General features: G+C 62.2%; 24 protein-coding genes. 11 read left to right on the forward strand and 13 right to left on the reverse strand.

Going from position 1 to position 21899, the window contains the following annotated elements; all coding sequences use genetic code 11:
- Nucleotides 1-54 precede the first annotated feature (54 nt).
- The 5 genes from QA637_RS18440 to QA637_RS18460 all read right to left on the reverse strand — a co-directional run bounded on the left by QA637_RS18440 (nucleotide 55) and on the right by QA637_RS18460 (nucleotide 5056).
- Nucleotides 55-1344: an RsmB/NOP family class I SAM-dependent RNA methyltransferase gene (locus QA637_RS18440; RefSeq protein WP_283062697.1), complete on the reverse strand. Its 1290-nt coding sequence runs from the start codon at nucleotides 1342-1344 to the stop codon at nucleotides 55-57.
- A 137-nt stretch (nucleotides 1345-1481) separates the two neighbouring features.
- Nucleotides 1482-1856, reverse strand: coding sequence for a septal ring lytic transglycosylase RlpA family protein (locus QA637_RS18445; RefSeq protein ID WP_153442539.1), 375 nt, complete (start codon nucleotides 1854-1856; stop codon nucleotides 1482-1484).
- A 461-nt stretch (nucleotides 1857-2317) separates the two neighbouring features.
- On the reverse strand, nucleotides 2318-3193 hold the full coding sequence (locus QA637_RS18450; RefSeq protein WP_283062698.1) for an SDR family oxidoreductase: 876 nt from the start codon (nucleotides 3191-3193) through the stop codon (nucleotides 2318-2320).
- A complete protein-coding gene (queG, locus tag QA637_RS18455) occupies nucleotides 3181-4353 on the reverse strand; it encodes a tRNA epoxyqueuosine(34) reductase QueG (protein ID WP_283062699.1) in 1173 nt (390 codons plus the stop codon). The genes QA637_RS18450 and queG overlap by 13 nt, the downstream gene beginning before the upstream one ends.
- 10 nt (nucleotides 4354-4363) lie before the next feature.
- Nucleotides 4364-5056 carry a glutathione S-transferase family protein gene (locus QA637_RS18460; RefSeq protein ID WP_136506799.1) on the reverse strand — a complete coding sequence of 231 codons (693 nt, stop codon included), beginning with the start codon at nucleotides 5054-5056 and terminating at the stop codon, nucleotides 4364-4366.
- Between the two features lie 169 nt (nucleotides 5057-5225).
- Here QA637_RS18460 and QA637_RS18465 point away from each other — a divergent pair, with 169 nt between their 5' ends.
- Nucleotides 5226-6032 (forward strand): undecaprenyl-diphosphate phosphatase, encoded by an 807-nt coding sequence (locus QA637_RS18465; RefSeq protein WP_283062701.1) that lies wholly within the window; start codon nucleotides 5226-5228, stop codon nucleotides 6030-6032.
- Between the two features lie 129 nt (nucleotides 6033-6161).
- Here the strand turns inward: QA637_RS18465 and QA637_RS18470 are convergent, their stop codons facing one another.
- The 7 genes from QA637_RS18470 to dnaN all read right to left on the reverse strand — a co-directional run bounded on the left by QA637_RS18470 (nucleotide 6162) and on the right by dnaN (nucleotide 11342).
- Nucleotides 6162-6323, reverse strand: coding sequence for a hypothetical protein (locus QA637_RS18470; protein WP_153442544.1), 162 nt, complete (start codon nucleotides 6321-6323; stop codon nucleotides 6162-6164).
- Between the two features lie 239 nt (nucleotides 6324-6562).
- Entirely contained in the window at nucleotides 6563-7543 is a 981-nt protein-coding gene (locus QA637_RS18475; RefSeq protein ID WP_283062704.1) for a complex I NDUFA9 subunit family protein, read from the reverse strand.
- A 119-nt stretch (nucleotides 7544-7662) separates the two neighbouring features.
- Entirely contained in the window at nucleotides 7663-7950 is a 288-nt protein-coding gene (locus QA637_RS18480; RefSeq protein ID WP_153442546.1) for a DUF1330 domain-containing protein, read from the reverse strand.
- A gap of 139 nt (nucleotides 7951-8089) precedes the next feature.
- Entirely contained in the window at nucleotides 8090-8794 is a 705-nt protein-coding gene (gene pyrF, locus QA637_RS18485) for an orotidine-5'-phosphate decarboxylase (protein WP_283062706.1), read from the reverse strand.
- Nucleotides 8795-8801: 7 nt separating this feature from the next.
- Complete coding sequence (locus QA637_RS18490; RefSeq protein ID WP_283062708.1) at nucleotides 8802-9380, reverse strand: histidine phosphatase family protein; 579 nt, start codon at nucleotides 9378-9380, stop codon at nucleotides 8802-8804.
- Nucleotides 9381-9388: 8 nt separating this feature from the next.
- The gene (gene pmtA / locus QA637_RS18495; RefSeq protein WP_283062710.1) at nucleotides 9389-9991 is read right to left on the reverse strand and encodes a phospholipid N-methyltransferase PmtA; all 603 of its coding nucleotides are present in this window, start codon (nucleotides 9989-9991) and stop codon (nucleotides 9389-9391) included.
- A gap of 232 nt (nucleotides 9992-10223) precedes the next feature.
- Nucleotides 10224-11342: a DNA polymerase III subunit beta gene (gene dnaN / locus QA637_RS18500; protein ID WP_136506667.1), complete on the reverse strand. Its 1119-nt coding sequence runs from the start codon at nucleotides 11340-11342 to the stop codon at nucleotides 10224-10226.
- A gap of 271 nt (nucleotides 11343-11613) precedes the next feature.
- Between dnaN and rsmI the strand changes: the two genes are divergently transcribed.
- The 10 genes from rsmI to QA637_RS18545 all read left to right on the forward strand — a co-directional run bounded on the left by rsmI (nucleotide 11614) and on the right by QA637_RS18545 (nucleotide 20700).
- Nucleotides 11614-12528 carry a 16S rRNA (cytidine(1402)-2'-O)-methyltransferase gene (rsmI, locus tag QA637_RS18505; RefSeq protein WP_283062712.1) on the forward strand — a complete coding sequence of 305 codons (915 nt, stop codon included), beginning with the start codon at nucleotides 11614-11616 and terminating at the stop codon, nucleotides 12526-12528.
- Entirely contained in the window at nucleotides 12518-12886 is a 369-nt protein-coding gene (locus QA637_RS18510) for a YraN family protein (protein ID WP_283062715.1), read from the forward strand. The genes rsmI and QA637_RS18510 overlap by 11 nt, the downstream gene beginning before the upstream one ends.
- Nucleotides 12887-12980: 94 nt before the next feature.
- Complete coding sequence (locus QA637_RS18515; protein WP_153442551.1) at nucleotides 12981-14279, forward strand: extracellular solute-binding protein; 1299 nt, start codon at nucleotides 12981-12983, stop codon at nucleotides 14277-14279.
- A gap of 122 nt (nucleotides 14280-14401) precedes the next feature.
- On the forward strand, nucleotides 14402-15322 hold the full coding sequence (locus QA637_RS18520) for an ABC transporter permease subunit (RefSeq protein WP_283062716.1): 921 nt from the start codon (nucleotides 14402-14404) through the stop codon (nucleotides 15320-15322).
- A gap of 10 nt (nucleotides 15323-15332) precedes the next feature.
- Entirely contained in the window at nucleotides 15333-16175 is an 843-nt protein-coding gene (gene ugpE, locus QA637_RS18525; protein ID WP_283062717.1) for a sn-glycerol-3-phosphate ABC transporter permease UgpE, read from the forward strand.
- A 64-nt stretch (nucleotides 16176-16239) separates the two neighbouring features.
- Nucleotides 16240-17358 (forward strand): sn-glycerol-3-phosphate import ATP-binding protein UgpC, encoded by a 1119-nt coding sequence (locus tag QA637_RS18530; protein WP_283062719.1) that lies wholly within the window; start codon nucleotides 16240-16242, stop codon nucleotides 17356-17358.
- Nucleotides 17355-18173 carry an endonuclease/exonuclease/phosphatase family protein gene (locus QA637_RS18535; protein ID WP_346283759.1) on the forward strand — a complete coding sequence of 273 codons (819 nt, stop codon included), beginning with the start codon at nucleotides 17355-17357 and terminating at the stop codon, nucleotides 18171-18173. Before QA637_RS18530 ends, QA637_RS18535 begins: the two co-directional genes overlap by 4 nt.
- Nucleotides 18170-18346 carry a hypothetical protein gene (locus QA637_RS30890; protein WP_346283760.1) on the forward strand — a complete coding sequence of 59 codons (177 nt, stop codon included), beginning with the start codon at nucleotides 18170-18172 and terminating at the stop codon, nucleotides 18344-18346. The genes QA637_RS18535 and QA637_RS30890 overlap by 4 nt, the downstream gene beginning before the upstream one ends.
- A gap of 239 nt (nucleotides 18347-18585) precedes the next feature.
- Nucleotides 18586-20118 carry a YifB family Mg chelatase-like AAA ATPase gene (locus QA637_RS18540; RefSeq protein ID WP_283062720.1) on the forward strand — a complete coding sequence of 511 codons (1533 nt, stop codon included), beginning with the start codon at nucleotides 18586-18588 and terminating at the stop codon, nucleotides 20116-20118.
- Nucleotides 20119-20409: 291 nt separating this feature from the next.
- On the forward strand, nucleotides 20410-20700 hold the full coding sequence (locus tag QA637_RS18545; protein WP_283062721.1) for a hypothetical protein: 291 nt from the start codon (nucleotides 20410-20412) through the stop codon (nucleotides 20698-20700).
- A gap of 145 nt (nucleotides 20701-20845) precedes the next feature.
- On the opposite strand, the gene cysK is transcribed toward QA637_RS18545, so the two are convergent.
- A complete protein-coding gene (gene cysK / locus QA637_RS18550; RefSeq protein WP_283062722.1) occupies nucleotides 20846-21814 on the reverse strand; it encodes a cysteine synthase A in 969 nt (322 codons plus the stop codon).
- Nucleotides 21815-21899: the final 85 nt, after the last annotated feature.

The raw sequence follows: 21899 nt of genomic DNA on the forward strand, positions 1-21899 counted from the left end.
ATTTTCAATCTTTTCCCGGGCGGCGGGCGGAAAATGCCGGCCTGCTATCCGGCGTTAGCTCCTTCGGCCCATAAGGCAGAAGAAAAACCCATCCGTGCCGGTCGAGGCGGGTGTCAGCGTGACCGTCTTCATGTCGGCGGACCACGGCTGCGGCTTGTCGGTACCGAAGAGTGCCGCCCATGTGTCGGCGGCCGAGAGAATCTCGAATTCCGGATTGTCCTCGCAGAAGCCGTAGACCTGCGACTCGTTCTCCTCGGGAAGCACCGAGCAGGTCACGTAGATCAGATGTCCGCCCGGCCGAACGAAGTGGGCGGCGCTCGCCAGCGCTTCCTCCTGCTGGGCCAGTCTCTCCTCCAGGTTTTTCTGCGTGAGCCGCCATTTCGTGTCCGGGCGGCGGCGCCACGTGCCGGTCCCGGTGCAGGGCGCATCCACAAGCACGCGATCGAAGCGCCCGGCAAGCGGCGCCAGGGATTCCGCCGATTCATGCACCTGCACGTTGCGCGTGCCGGCGCGCTTCAGCCGCTCGATGATCGGCGCCAGCCGCTTGCGATCGGTGTCGTAGGCGTGGACCTGGCCCTTGTTGTTCATCGCTGCCGACATTGCGAGTGTCTTGCCGCCGCCACCGGCGCAGTAGTCGAGCACTTGCTCGCCCTCCTGCGGGAAAACGAGGTCGGCGACGATCTGCGAGCCTTCGTCCTGAACTTCGAACCAACCCTTCTGGAACGAGATCTCCGCTGTAACGTTCGGAAGGCGCGAGGCGCCTTCACCGGCCGGGATGCGCACCCCGTGGCGCGCGATCGTCGCCGGTTCGGCGCCGCTGCGCTCGAGCGCCTTCAACACCTTGTCACGGTTCGCCTTCAGTGTATTGACGCGCAGGTCCAGCGTTGGCCGGCCGGCAAGCGCCTGAGCCTCCTCGAGCCAGTGGTCGGAGAAGTTTTCCTCGAAAGAGGCCTGCGTCCATTCCGGAATATCTGCCTGCACATGCTTGGGCGCGTCTTCGAGCCGACGCTTGGCAAAGGCGTTCATCATTTCCGCTGAAGGCGCCTCAGGCGCGAACTTGTCGTCGATGAGCTCCGCGGCAAGCGTCTCGGGGGAAAAGCCCCATTGCCGATACATGACCGCGTGCCCAAGCGTCGCGGCGCTGTCGCTGTCCATCAGATAGGCGTGCGACAGTTTCATCCGCAGCGCGTCATAGACGATGTTGCCGATGGCGGCACGGTCGCCCGATCCGGCGAAGCGGTGCGAAAGACCCCAGTCCTTGAGCGCGTCGGCGACGGGACGCTTCCGTTTCTCTATGTCGTCAAGAACCTCGATGGCTCCGGCGAGCCTTCCGCCCAATCGCATCTTCGATGAACTCCTTTTTCGCCGTGGTAACGGCGATGACACCGAAGAGCAAGACGGATGCGGTATAAATGCGAGAGACCCGCAGCCTCCATAAACAAATCTGCCCGGAGCGATAATCGGGCGGAAGTATTGGCGTATCAGGAATTGATGACCTGGTAACAGATGCTGGCGGTTCCCGAGCGGATCATGCCGATTTGCGAGGCGGCCGCCTTCGACAGATCGAGCACGCGGCCGCGAATGAATGGACCGCGATCGTTGATGCGGACGACGACCGTCTTGCCGTTGCGCTTGTTGGTGACTGCGACCTTCGTGCCGAATTTGAGGCTGCGGTGGGCGGCGGTGAGCCGCGCGGCGTTCATTCTTTCGCCGGACGCGGTCTTGGAGGTCAGTGCGTACCAGGATGCACCGCCGCAAGCGGACCCTGCTGCCTGACTATCGGATGCCGAGACCAACCCCATCCCGACGGTGAATAGCACTGCTGCGGCAGCAGTTTTAATGTTCGCTGGTTTCAAGCGACGACCCCCACGGTTTGAAAGTTTAGTTAATTTTCCCTGCTGATCGACGTAATTGAGGCGAAAAATGGCAAAACCGTGCTTCAACCGTTAACTGTCTATTAGGTATTCTTGAAAAGCAGTGGAAATTTAAAATGGGAGATTGTTTGAATTATTTTAAATCGTGGTGCGAAGTTCCTAGGAATCAGGGGTTAGACGTCGAACGCGACGCAAGGCAGAGTGCAGGCTCCCCGCGTTCGAAAAAAAACATTTAAAAGTTCGATTCGCATGAATTTCCATGAATCCCGTTCGTGGAAATCCGCTAACTAGCGCGCAGGTTGTGCGATTGGGCGAAGTATAGGCCAAATATGGGCAAGCGTTAGGCAGTCAAACGAAAGTCGAGTTCACTGTTACTATCGGATGATCTGAAGACATGCTTTCATCCGAACGGATTATTCTGGATACGTGAATTGTGGGGGAGTCTACTTGCCGCGCCAGGCGCCGGATTGCCACAACTGTGCAAGCGACACGCGATAGTTCGGGAAGGCGAATTGGAAGCCAGCCTCGCGAAGGCGTGCATTCGAGACGCGCTTGTTCTCGCCATAGAAGGAGCGCGCCATTGGCGACAGTTCGGCGGTCTCGAAGGGAATTTCCGGTGGCGGCTCGACGCCCATGAGCCGGGCGGCTTCCGCTACCACGTCCTGCGGCGCGGCCGGCTCATCGTCGGTGACGTTGAAGACTCCACCCATGCCACGGTTGGCGAGAAAGGCGGCAGCCGATCCGATGTCTTCGACACGAATGCGGTTGAAGACCTGGTTTGGCTTCACCAGCCGGCGTGCCGTGCCTTCGGCGAGATTGCGAAAGGCATTGCGCCCCGGACCGTAGATGCCGGCAAGGCGCAGGATCGCGACGGGAATGCGCTGCTGCGCGCCGTAGTGAAGCCAGGCATCCTCAGCCTCGACCCGCTCGACCGAACGCTGGGAAACCGGCTTGTAGGGCGTGTCTTCCGTCACCCAGGCGCCCTTGTGGTCGCCATAGACGCCGACGGTGGAAAGATAGCCGATCCAGCGAAGGTTCGGCAAAAGCTCGGGCAACGGCTGGACGCCGGCGCGGAACATCGGGTCGCCGTCGCGTCCCGGGGCAATTGACTGGACGAGGTGGGTTGCCTGGCGCATAGCGTCCGCGAGCTCGGCGGATATCGCCGTTCCATCGTAAAGGAGGGGGCGAATCCCGGCTTGTGCGAGTTCGGAGAGCCTTTCGGGCGAACGAGTTGTGCCGGTCATGGACTGGGCGGCAGGCGCCAGCGCTTTCGCGATCGCCGTGCCGGAATAGCCGGCGCCAAGAATCAGGACATGCATCGGCTTACTCCTGCCATTTCCCATTCGGAAAGAACGTCGTTGTCGGTTTCCAGCTCACACTGCCCGGCGAAGGCGACAAGTTCGTCGCGCGGCAATAGCCGCGAGAGCGCCCAGATGGCCATGCCCCTTACTGTTGGGGAAGCGTCGCGCACCAATGCCTTGCAATGCGGTATCAGACCTTTTTCGCCGGAATTGCCGGCCGCGATCAAGGCGTTTCTGACGAAACGGTCGCGGCCGATGCGTTTAACCGGAGAACCGGAGAAGAAGGTGCGAAACGCCGCATCGTCCAAGGTCAGCAGGAAATTCAATTCCGGCTCCTTCAGGTCGTCGCGGGGCTTGAGCTTCATCTCAGAGGCCGAACGCGCGAACTTGTTCCACGGGCAGGCCGCAAGACAGTCGTCGCAGCCATAGATCCGGTTGCCGATCAGAGGGCGGAGCTCGGGCTCGATCGGCCCCTTGTGCTCGATCGTCAGGTAGGAAATGCAGCGCCGTGCGTCGATCTGGTAAGGCGCCGGAAAGGCGCCGGTCGGGCAGGCATCGAGGCAGGCGCGACAGGAGCCGCAATGGTCGCGTTCGGGCTCGTCGAAATCGAGATCGGCGGTCGTGAAAAGGCTGCCGAGAAACAGCCACGAACCGTATTCGCGGCTGACGAGATTAGTGTGCTTGCCCTGCCAGCCGATACCGGCCTTCTCGGCGAGCGGCTTTTCCATGACCGGGGCCGTGTCCACGAAGACTTTCACGTCCTCGCCGGCGCGGGCGGCAAAGCGCGTCGCGATCTCCTTGAGCCGCCCCTTGACGACATCGTGGTAATCGCGGTTCTGCGCATAAACCGAAATCGCCCCCCGCTCCCGCCTGCTGAGGATCGCGCGCGGATCGTCCTCGGGACCGTAGTTCATGCCGAACATGACGATCGAGCGGACGTTGCTCCACAGCACGCGGGGATCGGACCGGCGTTCTGCCGTTTCGGCGAGCCACTCCATCGTGCCATGGGCGCCTTCGGCCAGAAACTGTCTCAGCCGTGCGGGCGCCTCAGGGATGGCGTCCGGCCTGGTGATGCGACAGATATCGAAGCCCTTGTCTGCCGCCTCGCTCTTCAGGAACGCGGTCAGTGTGCTGCGTTTCCTCCCCTGGTTCTCCGCTCTTACAGCGTCGCCAGGCATTGCCTTGTCCTCAAAAATCGAGGTCCGCATAGTGCGAAACCGGTGTGACGCCCCGCACGCGCTCGCCGAGCAGCGGCCGAAAGGACGGGCGGGATTTCAATCGCTGATACCACTCCTTGGCCGTCGGTGCCTCGGACCAGTCGATCTCGCCGAGGTAGTCGAGCACGGAGATCGCGGCCGCCGCGGCGAGGTCGGCATAGGAGATGCGGTCGCCCGCAAGCCACGGGCGCGAGCCCGCGAGCCAGGAGAGATATTTCATGTGCTGGCGGATATTGGCGCGCGAGGTGCGCAGGATTTTCGAATCCGGCGCACCTCCACCCTGATCCGGGGTCATCTGCAGCTTGAAGATGCGTTCGCGCACCAAGGGGCGTGTCACGTCGGCTTCCATCTTCTGCAGGAACCATTCGGTGAGCCGGCGAATCTCCGCTCGCTGGAACGGATCCTCGGCGAGCAACCGGCGGTCGCGCTTCATGATGCCGCTGGTCTCATCGAGATATTCCGAAATGATCGTCGCGCCGCAAAGCGCGCGCATGCTGTCGTCGACATAGACAGGCAGCGTGCCCGCCGGATTGAGCGCCAGAAAGTCGCGCCGGTTCTCCCAGGGCTGCTCCTCGCTCAGCTCTGTCTGGTAGCCGTATTCCGAAAGAATCAGGCGTACGAACCGGGAGGCGGAGGACATGGGGTGATGATAGAGTGTCGGCATCGAGGGTCGGCTTCGTGGATCTGTTTTTTCGGGAGCGCTACAGTAGCATCGTGACACATGTGTCTGGCCACGGCTTGTCATAAAAACGAGCTATAGGTAGTTCAGGTGGCAAACACAAGCAAATCGACCCTCTCCTCCCACACCCCAACATGTCAGGAACATCTTATTTATGGCGGATCAATCGATCATCAGCGCGCTCGTTCTCGGGCTTGTCGAGGGACTGACCGAGTTCATCCCCGTGTCGTCGACGGCGCATGTTCTTCTTGCCGGCCACTTCCTCGGCTTCAGGTCACCCGGAAATACCTTCGCCGTTCTCATCCAGCTCGGTGCGATCCTCGCGATCCTGCTGGTCTATTTCCACCGGCTGCTCAAGATCACGCTGGCCTTGCCGTCAAGCGCGCTGGCACGTCGCTTCGTGCTCTCGGTGCTCATCGCCTTTCTTCCGGCGGCGGTCATTGGTGCCGCGGCCCACGGCTTCATCAAGTCGGTGCTTTTTGAAACACCGATGCTGATCTGTATCGTGTTGATCGTCGGCGGCGTCATCCTCTACGCGATTGACCATCTGCCGCTTAAACCCCGTTACACCGATGTGATGGACTATCCGCCATCGCTGGCTTTCAAAATCGGCCTCTTTCAGTGCCTTGCGATGATTCCGGGCACGTCGCGTTCCGGCGCCACGATTGCCGGTGCTCTGCTGATGGGAACCGACAAGCGTTCCGCGGCAGAGTTTTCCTTCTTTCTTGCCATGCCGACGATGGTCGGCGCCTTCACCATCGATCTCTACAAGAACCGCGATGCGCTGTCCTTCGACGATATGACGCTGATTGCGGTCGGCTTCATCGCCGCCTTCGTGGCCGGGGTGTTTGTCGTGCGCTCGCTGCTCGATTTCGTCTCGTACCGCGGCTTCACGCCCTTCGCGATCTGGCGGATCATCATCGGCGTCGCAGGTCTGATCGGCCTTTGGCTTCTTGGATAGGCAAAGAATAAAGCCGCATGCGCTCTTTCGAGACGCATGCGGCTCCCTGGCCCCCGCCAAAACTAAAATGTCACCGTCGCAGTGCCGTCCGTCTCTGGGGGGACCGCTCTTTATGCGACAGGTGCCGGCTTACTCGCCGGAAAACTCGATAGACGCCGTCGTGCAGGGATCGACGCCATAGGCGGGCGCGCATCCCTTGCTGCTGCTTGCCACGGTGCCCGGAGCCATGAATGAGCCAGCCAGAATGATCAGTGCCGCAGACGCAAAAAAGATTGCGATCGACTTGCCCATGGGACGTTATGCCTTTCGAGTGTGATGTTGGCACCGACTGCGCTCGCCGAGCGATGTGGTGCGAGGGGTGTTTATTCGCCGGACATGTCATGATCAATATCAGGACATGCTGAATCTGCGGTAAACGTTGTTCGCGTCTTGCAACTGCGGCAGAACTGCAACGGTGTTGCGTCATTGCAACAAACAAAAACCGCCGGCATGCCGGCGGTCACAGAGCGAAAATCCGGAAGAGTGAGATATCAGGCCGCCCGTCCGCCGCGCTGATACTGCCCATGCGGGCGATAGCGCACCAGATAGCTCGGCAGGACCGATTCGAGCATCGTCGCTTGGATGCCGATTCCGGCGAGCGTCCGCCCCTCGGTTTCGGCCTGTGCGGAGACGATATTGTCGGATTTGAGCAACACTACCTGGTCTGCGGTGAGCGGCGGCGTGATGAACGGCACCAGCGACACGACCCTGCCCATCAGCGAAGCGACGCCGAAGGGCAGCGAGACGAGGCGGCGCTTGCGGTCGATCGTCTTCAGCATGAGCTCGAGACATTCGCGGAACGACAGGACCTGCGGCCCCCCAAGCTCATAGATCTTGCCTTTCTCGACCTTGCCGTCGACGGCGCGGGCGACCGCTTCAGCAACATCGGTCACGTAGACCGGCTGAAACTTCGTGCGACCGCCGCCGACGAGCGGCAGGAATGGCGAGAACCGGGCCATTTCGGCGAACTTGTTGAAGAAGCCGTCCTCGGGCCCGAAAATGATCGACGGCCGCAGGATGATCGCTTCGGGTAGCGTTTCGAGGATCGCCGCCTCGGCTCGGCCCTTGGTGCGGGCATAGCTCGACTCGGACTTGGCGTCGGCCCCGATCGCCGAGATGTGGGTCAGCGTCGCCCCGGCCGCCCGAGCCGCTTCGGCAACTGCCCGCGCTCCGAAATCCTGGACCGCGTCGAACGTGTTGCGGCCGCTCTGGAACAGGATGCCGACACAGTTGATCACATGGTCGGCACCTTCGACGGCGCGGTCGATCGATTTGCGATAGCGCAGATTGGCCTGAACGAAGGAAATCTGGCCGACATTGCCGAGCGGCTGGAGATGGCCGGCGAGATCCGGCCGACGGACGGCGACACGAATGCGATAACCGCGCTTGGCGAGCGCGCGCACCACATGACGGCCGACAAATCCGGATCCGCCGAAAATCGTCACCAGCGGCGGAAGGTTGGACAAGGTCATGGGAAACGCACTCCTGATATCATTGGGAAGAATTGCTTGCTACATAGCCCAAGCGGCGGGCGAGGTGAAGGCCAATCCACAGGGCCGCACCAGCACTTTCGTGACGCCTTCTGCGGGCTTCAGACGCCTTCCACCACCACCATCTCGGCGTCGGCCACTTCCTGGCGGATTGCCGCGGCAATCTGGTATTCTGGCGAGTTGTAACAGTCGACTGCGGCCTGAAGGGAAGGGAACTCGATGACGACGTTGCGGGAGCGAACCGCGCCTTCCAGGCGATGGAAATTGCCACCGCGGGCAAGGAATTTGGCGCCGTATTTCTCGAAGGCCGGCTTTGCCGCCGCTACATAGTCCTTGTAACGCTCCGGGTCCCGTATATCGACCCGAGCGATCCAATATCCCTTGGCCATGATAAGCTCCTCGTCTTTCGGTAGAAATACACAGACGGGATCGTTACTTCCGGCAATTCGCGGTCAACGTCAAGCGCAGCTTCTCGTCGATGGAGGGAAGCTTGCAGAATAGCCGGCGAAGCTTGCCTTCGCGGACGGGTCAAGCCGAGAGCGCGCTCTCCATCTCGGTCAGTATCGCGCGGGCGGCCGTCAATGGCTCCGCAGCCTGGACGATCGGCCGCGCGACGACGAGATGGCTCGATCCAGCGCGAAGCGCTTCGGCGGGCGTCATCACGCGCTTCTGGTCACCCTTGTCGGCACCGGCCGGCCGGATCCCGGGCGTGACGAGCGCCATGTCCGCTCCGATGATCTTGCGCACCGCCGCGGCCTCCTCGGCGGAGCAGACAATGCCGCCCATTCCCGCGGCGCGCGCCTGTTCGGCGCGGCGCAACACCAGCGTGTGCGGATCGTATTCGTAACCGGCATCGATGACGTCCTGCTCGTCCATGGAGGTCAGCACCGTAACGCCGAGCAGGCAGAGGCCGGATCCGCGCGCCGCCTCGACGGCCGCCCTCATCGCCTTGGGATAGGCATGCAGCGTCAGCATCGACACGCCCATCTTCACAATGTTCTCGACGCCCTTCGCCACCGTGTTGTCGATGTCGAGCAGCTTCATGTCGAGGAAGACCTTCCTGCCGCTCGCGACAAGATCGCGGGCGAATTCGAGCCCGCCGGCGAAGGCAAGCTGGTAGCCGATCTTGTAGAAAGCGATGCTGTCTCCAAGCGTCGAGACGATCTTTTCCGCCTCGGCAACCGTCGGAATATCAAGGCCGACGATCAGCCGGTCGCGCGCGCTCATGGTCATGTCGAGATCACCCCCAGAATTCCATCGGCGTCCAGTCGCACGTGACAGCGCGATCCGCAAGGCGAAAAGCAAAGAGGTTGCCGCCGCCGGCCGGCTGGTCCGCGTCGCGCGCGATCGCGGTGCCGGTCATGCGGCATTTGAGCAGCGTGCCGACGCCGCCATGGCCGACGAAGGCGATCGGAATCGCTGGGTCGTGGCGATCGAGAATGTAGGAAACCGCGTTCCAGATGCGCGTCTGCGCGTCGATCGCCCGCTCCCATCCTTTGAAGCTTTCGTTCGGGTGGGCGAAAAACCAGTCGGCCGCCTCCTCGAATGCCTGTGGCGGCAGGAAGCCTGTCGCCGAACGATCGTTCTCGCCCATCTCTTCGTCGGTCTCGACCGGGATTCCTGCCGCGCGCGCCAGTATGGCTGCGGTCTCCACGGCTTTCGTCTCGTGGCTGGATATGATGCGGCCGAGGGACCGGACCCATGGGGTCGAGGCCGCTGCGCGGGCGCGATCCCTGCCGAGCTCGGACAATCCCCATTTCGGCACGGCGATTGCCGGGTCGATCTTGACCTGCGGATGGGTCAGATAGACGCCGAACACGCGGCGCCTCAATGCGCCTTGCGATAGACCCAGAGCTGAGCGGGCGGAATGTTGCGCACGACGAAGTCGAGATGCTGGATGCTGTAGCGATCGGGCATGGCGACTACCGGTGACAGCGCCCCATAGGAAATCTGGACGACGGGCCGTCCGACCGGGATGCGCGAAAGCAGGTCTTCGATAAGTTCGACGCGGCGGTGCATCGGAAAGTTCAACAGCGGCACCGCGGATACGACGCTGTCGAACTGGTGGCCCTTCAAGGATCCCAGCGTGTGTTCGAGATCGAACGCGTCGCCGTTGATGAACTGCACGCCGGCGAAACGGGCCTTCAGCTGGTTGAAGAAATCGGTCGAATATTCAACCGAGACCAGTTTGTCCGGCGCGATGCCGCGCTCCAGGATCGCCTTGGTGATCACCCCGGTCCCGGGGCCAAGCTCGAGCACCGGCAGGCCTGAGTGGGGATTGACCACGCTCGCCATCCGTCGCGCCGTGATCGAGGAGGTTGGAAGGATCGCTCCGACGGCACGGGTGTTGTTCATCCAGCCTTTGAAGAAGCGGATTTCCTCATCGAACTTCCGGCCGAACTTTTCCTTCACCTTCAGGTGCAATCTCATCGAATCCCCTCGAAAAATCATTCTCATTCAGTCGCACGCGGCCGACGCAGCGTTCTGATTCGGCGAGGTCGCGCAAGCGCATGGAGCATAATGTGCTCCCATCTGCGGCAAAAACAAGTCTGTCCGCGTCTAAAAGCGACAGCTTATCAACAACGCGCGACCACGGATTTCACAAAAAACCCGCCGTCCAGTGCCGGCGGGTCAGCTTTCATGGCGCGGTCGAAGGAAACCCTCAGACGCGCATCGGCATGAGGACGTAAAGCGCGTCCTCGGCAGCGAGATCGCGCACCAGCGTCGGCGAGCCGGGATCGGCGAGCATGAAGACTGCATCGTTGCCTGTCAGCTGCGCTGTGATGTCGAGCAGGTATTTGGCGTTGAAGCCAATTTCCAGTGGATCGCTTTCATAGCCGACCGGCAGTTCTTCCGTAGCACTGCCTGAATCGGGATTGTTGACCGTCAGCGTCATCTGTCCGTCCGTAAGCGCAAGCTTCACCGCGCGGCCGCGCTCGGAGGAAATGGTCGAGACGCGATCGACGGCCTGGGCAAATGACTGGCAATCGACGCGCAATTCCTTCTCGTTGTTGGCCGGAATCACCCGCTGGTAGTCGGGGAAAGTGCCGTCGATCAGCTTCGAGGTCATGATGATCGAACCGATCGTCAAGCGGATCTTGGCGTCCGAGACTTCGACCGTCACGACGATGTCGGGATTGTCGAGCAGCTTCTGCAACTCGCTGACAGTCTTGCGCGGAATGATGATGCCTGGCATGCCCTCGGAACCTGCCGGAGCCTCGACATCGGCGCGGGCAAGGCGATGGCCGTCGGTCGCAACCGCGCGCAGCTTCAGCTGTCCCTTGTTCTCGACCGTGTGCATGAAAATGCCGTTGAGGTAATACCGGGTCTCCTCCGTCGAGATCGCGAACTGCGTCCGGTCTATCAGCATCTTGAGATCCGTCGCCTTCAATCGGAAGGAATGCGAGAAGCTTCCGGCCGTCAGATCCGGAAAATCCGACTGCGGCAGGCACTGCAGCGAAAACTTCGAACGGCCGGAGGCCACCGTCATCGCCGTGCCTTCGGCATTGGTCGCAAGCAGCACTTCCGCTCCGTCGGGGAGCTTGCGAACGATGTCGTAGAGGAGGTGTGCCGGAACCGTGGTGGCGCCCGCCTGTTCCACTTGCGCCGGCGTCGCCTCGGTGATCTCGAGATCGAGGTCGGTTGCCTTCATTTCGAGGCTCGCTCCGTCGGAGCGCAGCAGCACGTTCGAGAGGATCGGGATCGTGTTTCGCCGTTCGACCACGCGGTGAACATGGTTCAGCGATTTCAGGAGATTGGACCGCTCGAGAGTAATGCGCATGGGATGCTACCGCTTTCAACCATTGCCCGGCGGGCGGAACCCGCCGCGGCGTCAACTGCGAGTGTCCCGGCCGATCAGCCGGAAGGATGTGGACGGGCAAAATGGCAGAAAGAGAGCCGCAAAAGCAAGGGGTTTCGCCGGGAGTTTCCCCAATTGCACAAGCGTGCGGCCGCGGCCCGTCCTTGCCTCACGCCATCAGCTCGCCCATAAAGGGCGAAGCCGGGGCGACGGGCATGGTCGGCGGGAAGATAAGCAATTGGAAAAACACGAAATGGCCGAAGCGGCGGACAGGGAGAGACAGCGCGGCTACCGGCTGCACAATATGAGCATACCGGCCCGCCCGCTGGAGCCGGCGCTTTATCTCGTCGCGACGCCGATCGGCAATCTCGCCGACATTACGCTTAGAGCCCTGGAGACGCTTGCCGGTGCCGACGTCCTCGCCTGCGAGGACACGCGCGTCACCCGCGTGCTGCTTGATCGCTACGGCATCGTCAATCGCCCCTTCGCCTATCACGAGCACAATGCCGACGAGGCCGGCCCGCGGCTGCTTTCGGCGCTCGGCGAGGGCAAATCGGTGGCGCTCGTCTCCGACGCCGGGACGCCGCTCGTATCCGATCCCGGCTATCGGCTGGCGCAGCTGGCGATCGAGGCCGGCCACCGGGTCGTGCCGATCCCGGGGGCGTCGGCTCCTCTTGCCGCCCTTGTCGGCTCTGGTCTTCCGAGCGACGCTTTCCTTTTTGCCGGCTTCCTGCCGGTAAAGGACAAGGCGCGGCGCGATCGCCTCGGCGAGCTTGCCGCGGTGCCGTCGACGCTGCTGTTCTTCGAGTCGCCGCACCGGATCGCGGCAACACTTGCCGCCGCCGCCGATGTACTGGGCACTGAGAGGAAAGCGGCCGTCTGCCGCGAACTGACCAAGGCCTTCGAGGAATTCCGGCGCGGCACACTCGGCGAGCTCCGCGCCTTCTACGCGGACGGCGCGAACGTAAGGGGCGAGATCGTCCTCGTCGTCGGTCCGCCGGAGGCGAAACCGGTTCCAAAGGAAGCGGATGTGGACGCTCTCTTGAGCGCGCTTGCGCAAGAGATGCCGATGGGCAAGGCGGCAACGGAAGCCGCCCGCCGGACCGGACTGCCGCGCAAGGAACTCTACGACCGGCTTCTCGCCCGCAAGGAACGCGATGAAGGTTGAGCCGCCGGACAATCGCAAGCTGAACGCCCTGAAGCGCGGTCACGTCGCCGAATACCGCGCGGCGCTCTGCCTGATGCTCAAGGGCTATCGCATCGTGGCGATGCGTTACCGCACCAGGCTCGGCGAGATCGACATCATCGCCCGCCGCGGCGATCTCGTCGCCTGCGTCGAAGTGAAGGCTCGCCGCGGCTTCGACGAGGCGGTCTTCGCCGTCTCCGTCACGGCGCAGCGGCGGATCAGGGCTGCAAGCGATATCTGGCTGTCGCGCCAGGCGGATTTCCACCGTCTCTCTGTCCGCTACGATATCGTCGCGGTCACTCCCTGGCGCTGGCCGCGGCATTTGCCGGATGCCTTCTGAATTTGTAATCGTCACGACATAAAAGCGTTACGGGCCTGTCATGGAAGGTCACTAGTCCACTGCCATCCGCAAACGGTGGAGAGGACAGGGGACCATGTTCAAGAGAATTTCGCTTGCAGCCGTTACTTTTGCATTTTCCGCAACGACATCGCTCGCCGCGACCAACATTACCTGGTGGCACGGCATGGCCGGCCGCAACGGCGAGGTCATCAACGAAGTCGCGCAGAAATTCAACGAATCCCAGAGCGCCTGCGCCCTGACGCCGGTCAGCAAGGGCACCTATGAGGAAGCGCTCGCTTCCGGTATCGCCGCTTTCCGTTCGGGCGAGCAGCCGAACATACTGCAGGTCTTCGACGCAGGTGCCGCGACCATCATCAATGCCAAGGGCGCCGTCATCCCGGCCGAGGACCTGATAACCAAGGCCGGCTACAGCTTCGATCGCAACGCCTTCATCGACGGCGTGCGCTACTTCTACGCCGACAGCGAGGGCAAGTTCGTCGGCATGCCGTTCAACTCTTCGGCGCCGATCATGTATATCAACGACGAGGCACTGAAAAAGGCCGGCGTCGAAGCTCCGAAGACCTGGGAAGATTTCGAGGCAGTCGCTCCGAAGCTGAAGGAAGCCGGTTATATCCCGCTCGTCCAGTCGCAGCTTACCTGGCAGTTCACCGAAAACTTCTTCTCGCGCAACAACATCCAGTTCGCGACCAACAACAACGGCTACGACAGCGTCGCCGACACCGAGCTCAAGGTCACCGACCCGAACCTGCAGATGATGTTCGAGAAGCTCAAGGCCTGGAAGGACGAGGGTTACTTCGCCTTCTACGGCGCCGGCTGGAACGACAACCAGAAGGTTTTCGAGGAAGGCAAGGCTGCCCTCTGGATCGGCTCGTCCGGTTCCTTCGGCGGCTTGACGAAGACGGCGCAGATGCCGTTCTCGGCGACCTTCCTGCCCTATTGGGGTTCGATCGAAGGCGCCGGCACCAACTCTTTCATCGGCGGTGCCGCGCTCTTTGCTATGTCCGGCAAATCGGACGAGGAAAACAAGTGCGTCGCCGACTTCTTCCAGTTTCTGACATCGCCGGAAATCCAGTATTTCTATCATAAGTCCACCGGTTACGTGGCGATCACCAAGGCGGCCTACGAGCTTGCCCAAAAGGATGGCTACTACAAGGAAAAGCCTGTTGCCGAAGTCGGCATCAAGCAGCTTCTCCTGCCGGCCGGTGAATGGTCGAAGGGTTATCGTCTCGGCTTTTACCCGCAGATCCGCGAGATCATGGAGCGCGAATACGGCCGCATCTTCTCCGGCGAAACGACCGTCAAGGATGCCTTCGAGACGATCGAGAAAGAGGGCAACGAGCTGCTCGCCCGCTTCGCCAAGACGGCAGGCTGATCATGAGCCACGCCGGCCCCTCCTCCTGGCCCTCTCCCCTTACGCGGGGAGAGGTGAGTGCAGCGGACGATGGAACGTTGCGTCTCTCCACAAAGGCGGGGAGGAGGTGGCCGGCGGGCTGGATGACGGGATCGTCCGGCGATCGGAGGGATAAGGCAGGGGCGAAGCGCGTTCAGTTTTCATCGCCTTTTCTGCCCTATCTCTTCCTCGCGCCGCAGCTCGCGATCATCTTCATCTTCTTCTATTGGCCGTCCGCGCAGGCGATCCAGTCTTCCTTCTACCTGGAAGATCCCTTCGGTTTCGGATCCACTTTCGTCGGCATGAGCAACTATGCGGACGTGCTGAGGTCGAACGAATATCTCGGTATCGCGCGCTTCACGGCGATCTTCACGGTTCTGGTGACGTTTTTCGCGTTGTCGATCGGCCTGCTGCTCGCCGTCAAGGCGGACGGCGTCATCCGCGGCAATAGCGGCTACAAGACATTGCTGATCTGGGTCTATGCCATCGCGCCGCCTGTCGCCGGCCTGATCGGCATGATGTTCTTCGACCAGCACATCGGTCCGATTGTCAAGCTCGCGGCCTGGTTCGGATTGGATATCAAGGTGGGGCTCGATTATTTCGACACGGCCTTCGCCATGATCGTCGTTTCCGTATGGAAGCAGATCCCCTACAACTTCATCTTCTTCCTCTCCGGGCTGCAGGGGATCCCCGTCTCCGTGCGCGAGGCCGCAGCGCTCGACTGCCGTTCCGGCACGCGCCGCTTCTGGACGGTCGTGCTCCCCTTGCTCGCGCCGACGGCGTTCTTCCTGCTGATCATCAACGTCACCTATGCGCTGTTCGATACGTTCGGCGTCATCGACGTCATGGTGAAGGACAAGGCTGCAAACAATCCCATCACCCTTGTCTACAAGGTCTATATGGACGGCTTCCGCGGCAATGATCTCGGCGGTTCCTCCGCCCAGTCGGTGATCCTGATGGTCGTCGTCTTCGTGCTCACCATCTTCCAGTTCCGCTTCATCGAGCGGCGTGTCCATTACAACTGAGGTAACGGCCATGCACCGCACGAAGATCCTCGATCACGTCATCCTTCTTATCGGCGTCTTCATCATGGTCGCGCCGGTCGTGGTCGCGTTCATGACCTCGACCCATGAGGCCGCCGATATCCACAGCAACGGTCTGAGCCTCACCTGGGGCGGCCATTTCGCGGAGACTTACGAGACCGTGCTGACGCGCGCGGGCGGCTTCACCGGCAAGATCACCGGGTTCAACATGATGCTGAACTCGATGATCCTCGGCCTCGGCTTCGCCGCCGGCAAGATCGTGCTGTCCATGCTGGCCGCCTATGCGATCGTCTATTTCCGCTTTCCGCTGGCGACGGTTGCCTTCTGGATCATCTTCACCACGCTGCTTTTGCCGCTCGAAGTGCGCATTCTCCCCTCCTACGAGGTGATGAACGCATTGAAACTGACGAACACCTACACGGGCCTGATCGTGCCGCTGCTCGCATCGGCGACCGGCACCTTCTATTTTCGCCAGTTCTTCAAGTCGGTGCCCGACGAACTGCTCGAAGCGGCGCGCATCGACGGTGCCGGGCCATTCAAGTTCTTCATCGATGTTCTGGTACCGCTGTCACGCACGATGATGGCGGCCATCTTCATCATCATGTTCGTCTATGGCTGGAACCAGTATCTCTGGCCGACGCTGATGACGACGGACGAGGGCTTCTTCACGCTCGTGCGCGGCATCAAGCAGATCCTGCTCGTCTGGGTCGGCTCCAACATTCCCGACTACAACGAGGCCTTTGCCTTGGCTATCCTCGCCATGCTGCCGCCGGTGATGATCGTCGTCATCTTCCAGCGCTGGTTCATCAAGGGGCTGACCGAAAGCGACAAGTAGAGCGGACCGAGGATGCGGGCTTCTCGCAGCCCTCAGCAGCGAATTTTATTAACGGAGGCAACCCATGGCGGCGATCGATATCGCAGAGGTCTCGAAAATCTACGCCGGCGGCGTCGAGGCGGTGAAATCCGTCTCGATCGACATCGCCGACGGCGAGTTCATCGTGCTTGTCGGTCCGTCCGGCTGTGGCAAGTCAACGCTGTTGCGCATGGTCGCAGGCCTGGAGACGATCTCGAAGGGCACCGTGCGAATCGGCCCGCGGATCATAAACGATGTCGATCCCGCCGAACGCGACATCGCCATGGTCTTCCAGAACTATGCGCTCTATCCGCACATGACCGTCTACGAAAATCTCGCCTACGGTTTGAAGAACCGGAAGACGCCGAAGACCGAGATCGAGGCGCGGGTCGCCGAGGCTGCGCGCATGCTCGAGATCGCGCCTTATCTCGATCGCAAGCCGCGCGCACTCTCCGGGGGGCAACGCCAGCGCGTCGCCATGGGCCGGGCGATCGTGCGCAAGCCGGCGGCCTTCCTTTTCGACGAGCCGCTGTCGAACCTCGATGCCAAGCTCCGGGTCTCCATGCGCGGCGAGATCAAGCGATTGCAGAAGCGCCTCGGCACCACCTCGCTCTATGTCACTCACGACCAGCTCGAGGCGATGACGCTCGCCGATCGGCTCGTCGTCTTGAACGGCGGCCGGATCGAGCAGATTGGCCGGCCGCTCGACGTCTATCATGCGCCGGCCTCGACCTTTGTTGCGAGCTTCATCGGCTCACCGGCGATGAACCTGGTCAAAGGCGTTCTCGACGGCGGCCGGCTGCAGATCGGCACGCAGTCGATCGACCTCGGCTATCGGGCGCCGGCGGACGGATCGGTGACCGTGGGCTTGCGCGCGGAGGATCTGCGTCTCGCCGGTGTCGGCGAGCAGGCCCTACTCTTCCGGGTCGAGTATGTCGAGGAACTGGGTGCGCAGCGCCTCGTCCACGGCGCAATCGACGATCATTCTGTCACTGTCGCGCTTGCGCCGGAGGCGCCACTTTCGGACGGTTTTGCCGTTACCATCGCACCGGGGCGCTTGCATTTCTTCTCGTCCGAGACCGGCAGGAGGCTTGAAGAGCCGAATGCGGCCACGGGCATCGTACCGGCCACGACGCGAACCGTGAACATGGAGCCTGCATTGTGATTGAAACGACCTCAGCGGCGCTCGCCGTTTCCTCGCCGGAGACGCGCGCTGGTTTTGCCCGGATCGAGCGCAGCATCGCCGCCCATGACGCCGTCATGGAGAGCCTTGAGGAAATGAACACGATCGAGATCGGCGGTGCGCCGCCCGCCCGCAGGCCGCTCGCCTTTCCCTTCACCGCCGCGGCCTGGAACCTCGAACGCTGCCTGTTCCCCGGGGAAAGTGCTGCGCACCTTGGCGTCACCGGCGCGTCGCTCGTTCTGCTTTCGGAGATGGACAACGGCATGGCGCGTACCGGCCAGCGGCACCCGACCGCCGAAATCGCCGTGGCGCTCGGCATGCAATACGCCTACGGCGTCGAATTCATCGAACTGGGATTGGGGTCCGATACCGAGCGCGAGTTCTGCAAGGACGACTTCAACGAGAAGGGCTTCCACGGCAATGCGCTGATGGCGACCGCTCCGCTCGACCGCCCGTTCTTGTTGCGGCTCTGGGGCGAGAGGCTGTGGTTCATGGACGGCGGCGACCAACCGAGGGTCGGCGAGCGCCTTGCCATCGGCGCCGTGATCGAGACTCGGGCGGGCCCTTTCGTCGCCATTTCCACCCATCTCGAAAGCGCGACCACGGCTGCCTATCGCGAGCGGCAGGTCAAGGAACTGATCGACGCGCTGGACGCGACCTTTCCGGGGCTTCCTGTCCTGATCGGCGGCGATCTCAACAGCGGGAACCATATTGGCGGCGACTTCGAAGCCGAGGGCCTGTTTGCCATGAGCGCCGAGCGCGGCTTCACGCGCCACGGCGGCCCGACGACGGCATGACGACGCGGCCGAGCCTCATCACCCGCTGGCCGAAGCGTGCAATGAAGCTCGACTGGTTCCTTGCGCGTGGCCTGAAGATTGGCAAAAGCCACATCATTCCTTCACTCGATCCTTCGGGCCGCCCGCTGTCCGACCATGACCTCATCACCTGCGTCGTCGAAGGTTTCGCATAGCATGGAGGTCTGAGCCCGCATCTGTTGGGCTAAGGGAGCGCGCAGCGGGTTTCGTTCGAAAAGCGCGGGCCCGCATTTGTTCTATTATTGTTCTTGTTTTTGTGCGCGTACCGTGCAAGATTTGATGCCGCAACCGGCAGCGGTTGTGGCGGCGCGAGGCGGGCCGCCGTGACTGGAGCGGGGTGAGGACAGCGTGAAGCGGTTTCCGCGCATCTCCCGCTCTCACGTTAGGGGGCATCATGGTCGCGCGTGTCAGCACGGTTGCATTCCAGGGGATCGAAGGCGTTCCGGTCGACGTCCAGGTGATGGTGGCACCCGGCAAGGTCGGCATGCAGATCGTCGGGCTGCCCGACAAGGCGGTCGCCGAAAGCCGTGAGCGCGTCCAGGCGGCACTGCATGCCTCGGGGCTGGCGTTGCCGGCAAAACGGGTCACGGTGAACCTGGCGCCGGCCGACCTGCCGAAGGAAGGCAGCCATTTCGATCTCGCCATCGCGCTCGGCCTGATGGCGGCGCTGGGTGCCGTTCCAGCCGATGCGCTTAACGGCTATGTCGTCATCGGCGAACTCAATCTGGACGGCACCATCGCCGCCGTCGCCGGCGCGCTGCCTGCCGCCATCGGTGCCAACGCGCTCGGCAAGGGCCTTATCTGCCCGGCGGAAAGCGGACCCGAAGCGGCTTGGGCGGGATCGGAGATCGACATTCTCGCACCGCGCAGCCTGATCGCCATCGCCAATCATTTTCGCGGCACGCAGGTGCTCTCTCGTCCCGAGCCGGCCATAAGAGCCGCGGCCGCCAACCTGCCCGATCTCGCCGACATCAAGGGGCAGGAAAGCGCCAAGCGGGCGCTCGAAGTGGCCGCCGCCGGCAACCACAATCTGCTTATGGTAGGCCCACCCGGTTCGGGCAAATCGATGCTGGCTGCGCGGCTGCCGTCGATCCTGCCGCCGCTTTCCCCGGCGGAATTGCTCGAAGTTTCGATGGTCCATTCGATCGCCGGTCAGCTGCCGGGCGGCAAGCTTTCCGATCGGCGGCCGTTCCGGGCGCCGCACCATTCGGCCACCATGGCAGCCCTGATCGGCGGCGGGCTCAGGGCGAAGCCCGGTGAGGCATCGCTTGCCCATCACGGTGTTTTGTTCCTCGACGAGTTCCCGGAATTTTCACCGCAGGTGCTCGACGCACTGCGCCAGCCGCTCGAAACCGCGGAATGCATCATCGCCCGCGCCAATCACCGCGTCAGCTATCCGGCGGCGATCCAGCTCGTGGCAGCGATGAACCCGTGCCGGTGCGGCATGGCGGGTGAGCCCGGGCGCACATGCGCCCGCGGCCCGCGCTGCATGGCCGACTACCAGGCGCGGATTTCCGGACCCCTGATGGACCGCATCGATATCCGCATCGATGTCCCGGCCGTCAGCGCCGCGGATCTCCTTCGCCCGATGGCGGCCGAACCGAGTGCCGCCGTTGCCAAGCGCGTCGCCCGCGCCCGCGCGCTGCAGGCGGACCGTTTCGCCGCCCTCGGCCATCCGGTGCTCACGAGCAATGCCCGTGCATCGACGACGATGATCGAGAAGATCGCCGAGCCGGACGCGGCCGGCTTGCAGCTCTTGAGGGATGCGGCGGAGAAGATGAAGTTCTCGGCGCGCGGCTATCACCGGGTGCTGAAGGTGGCCCGCACCCTTGCCGATCTCGACGAAGCGTCGATGGTCGGGCGGATCCATCTCGCGGAAGCGATCTCCTACCGGGTCGCCGGAGAGCGGCTGCCGGTGGCGGCGTAGCGTGTTCCGCTTACACGCGATTCATCTTTTATTCAAAAGGCCCAGCATCGTGTTTTTCACCAGCGATACCCGCCAGTCGAAGCGCCTCCTCGTGGCGGCTGCTATTATGGTGGGCATGCTCCTCGTCCTGACAGGCCGGCCCGCCGCGGCCGAAGACATCGGTAAGCTTTTTTATGGAACGAGAGCGGGTCAGTCGATGACCATCGTGTCGAAGGAGGGAGTTGGTACGCAAACGCGGTGATCCGTTTGAAGCACACGGCGCAAGATGCGAAAAGCTTCTGCGTCTAGTACATGCTCGATCATTCGATGCGCTGCGTCCGACAGGTGCTTGCAGAGAAAAAGCTTGCCGATCGTGTCACCGGCGATTGCGTGAAGCGTACTTGGACAGACATGTACGGCGACAACTACTCATTTCATGGCTCCGCAAAGCAGCAGCCGGAGTTGATCAAGCAGGGTTACTTTTCGGAATCGGACTATCTCATCCGCCGCAATGGGGAGGAACGCTTTTTCCCGTTCGACACCGAGATTTTCAAGCTCTTTGCCCCGGAATTGCGAAGTAGTGCCAGGAAGGCGAAAGCGTGATCGCTCTTTTGCGGGCGCTATCCTTCAGGAAAAACCTGCTGCTTTTCCTGACTACTCGTGGTCGTATGAAAAAGAGCGCCCGGAAGCTCCGTTGAGTTCGTAATTGTGCTGCCGGATGACCGCATACGCGGAGAGGAACTGCCGCTTACGCCCCCAGCCCCTCGAACAGTACGGTCGAAAGATAACGCTCCGCAAACGAAGGAATGATCACGACGATATTCTTGCCGGCGTTCTCCTCGCGCCGGCCGACCTCGATCGCGGCTTGGAGTGCAGCGCCGGCGGAAATGCCGACCGGCACGCCTTCAAGCCTGGCGACGAGCCGCGCGGCTTCCACCGCTTCGCCGGCATTCACCGTGATCACCTCGTCGTAGATGCTCGTGTCGAGGATCGCCGGCGCGAAGCCGGCGCCGATGCCCTGGATCTTGTGCGGACCGGGTTCGCCGCCAGAAAGGACAGGGGATTCCTCCGGCTCCACGGCGATGACTTTGACCGAGGATTTACGCGCCTTCAGGACCTGGCCGGCGCCGGTGATCGTGCCGCCCGTGCCGATGCCCGAGACCAGGATGTCGACGCCGCCTTCGGTGTCGTTCCAGATTTCCTCGGCCGTCGTCTTGCGGTGGATCTCGGGATTGGCCGGATTTTCGAACTGCTGCGGAATGATCGCGTCGGGAAGCGTCTCGGTGAGTTCCTGCGCCTTGGCGATCGCCCCCTTCATGCCTTTGCTGCCCTCCGTCAGAACCAGTTCTGCCCCCAGCAGGTAGAGCATCTTGCGCCGCTCGACCGACATCGTCTCGGGCATGGTGAGGATCAGCTTGTATCCCTTGGCGGCTGCAACGAAGGCGAGCGCGATACCGGTGTTGCCCGAAGTCGGCTCGATGAGAGTTGTGCGGCCAGGCGCGATCTTGCCCTGGGCCTCGAGCGACTCGATCATGGCGACGCCGATGCGGTCCTTGACCGAGGCGATCGGATTGAAGAATTCAAGCTTGGCGAGGAGATTCGCTTTTACGCCCTTCTCTTTTGCGAGCTTGTCCAGGCGCACGATGGGAGTGTCGCCGATCGTTTCTGTGATCGAGGAAAAGACGCGGCCGCGGCCAGGCTTGCGTGTTTCGGACATATGTTTCTCCCTTCAATTGAAATTAGTTGCCGCGAGAATACGGACAATAGCGAGCCCGTTCCAGGGTGGGACGGCCCCCGAAGCG

The organism is Sinorhizobium terangae (genome assembly GCF_029714365.1).
GTDB classification, from domain to species: Bacteria; Pseudomonadota; Alphaproteobacteria; order Rhizobiales; family Rhizobiaceae; genus Sinorhizobium; species Sinorhizobium terangae.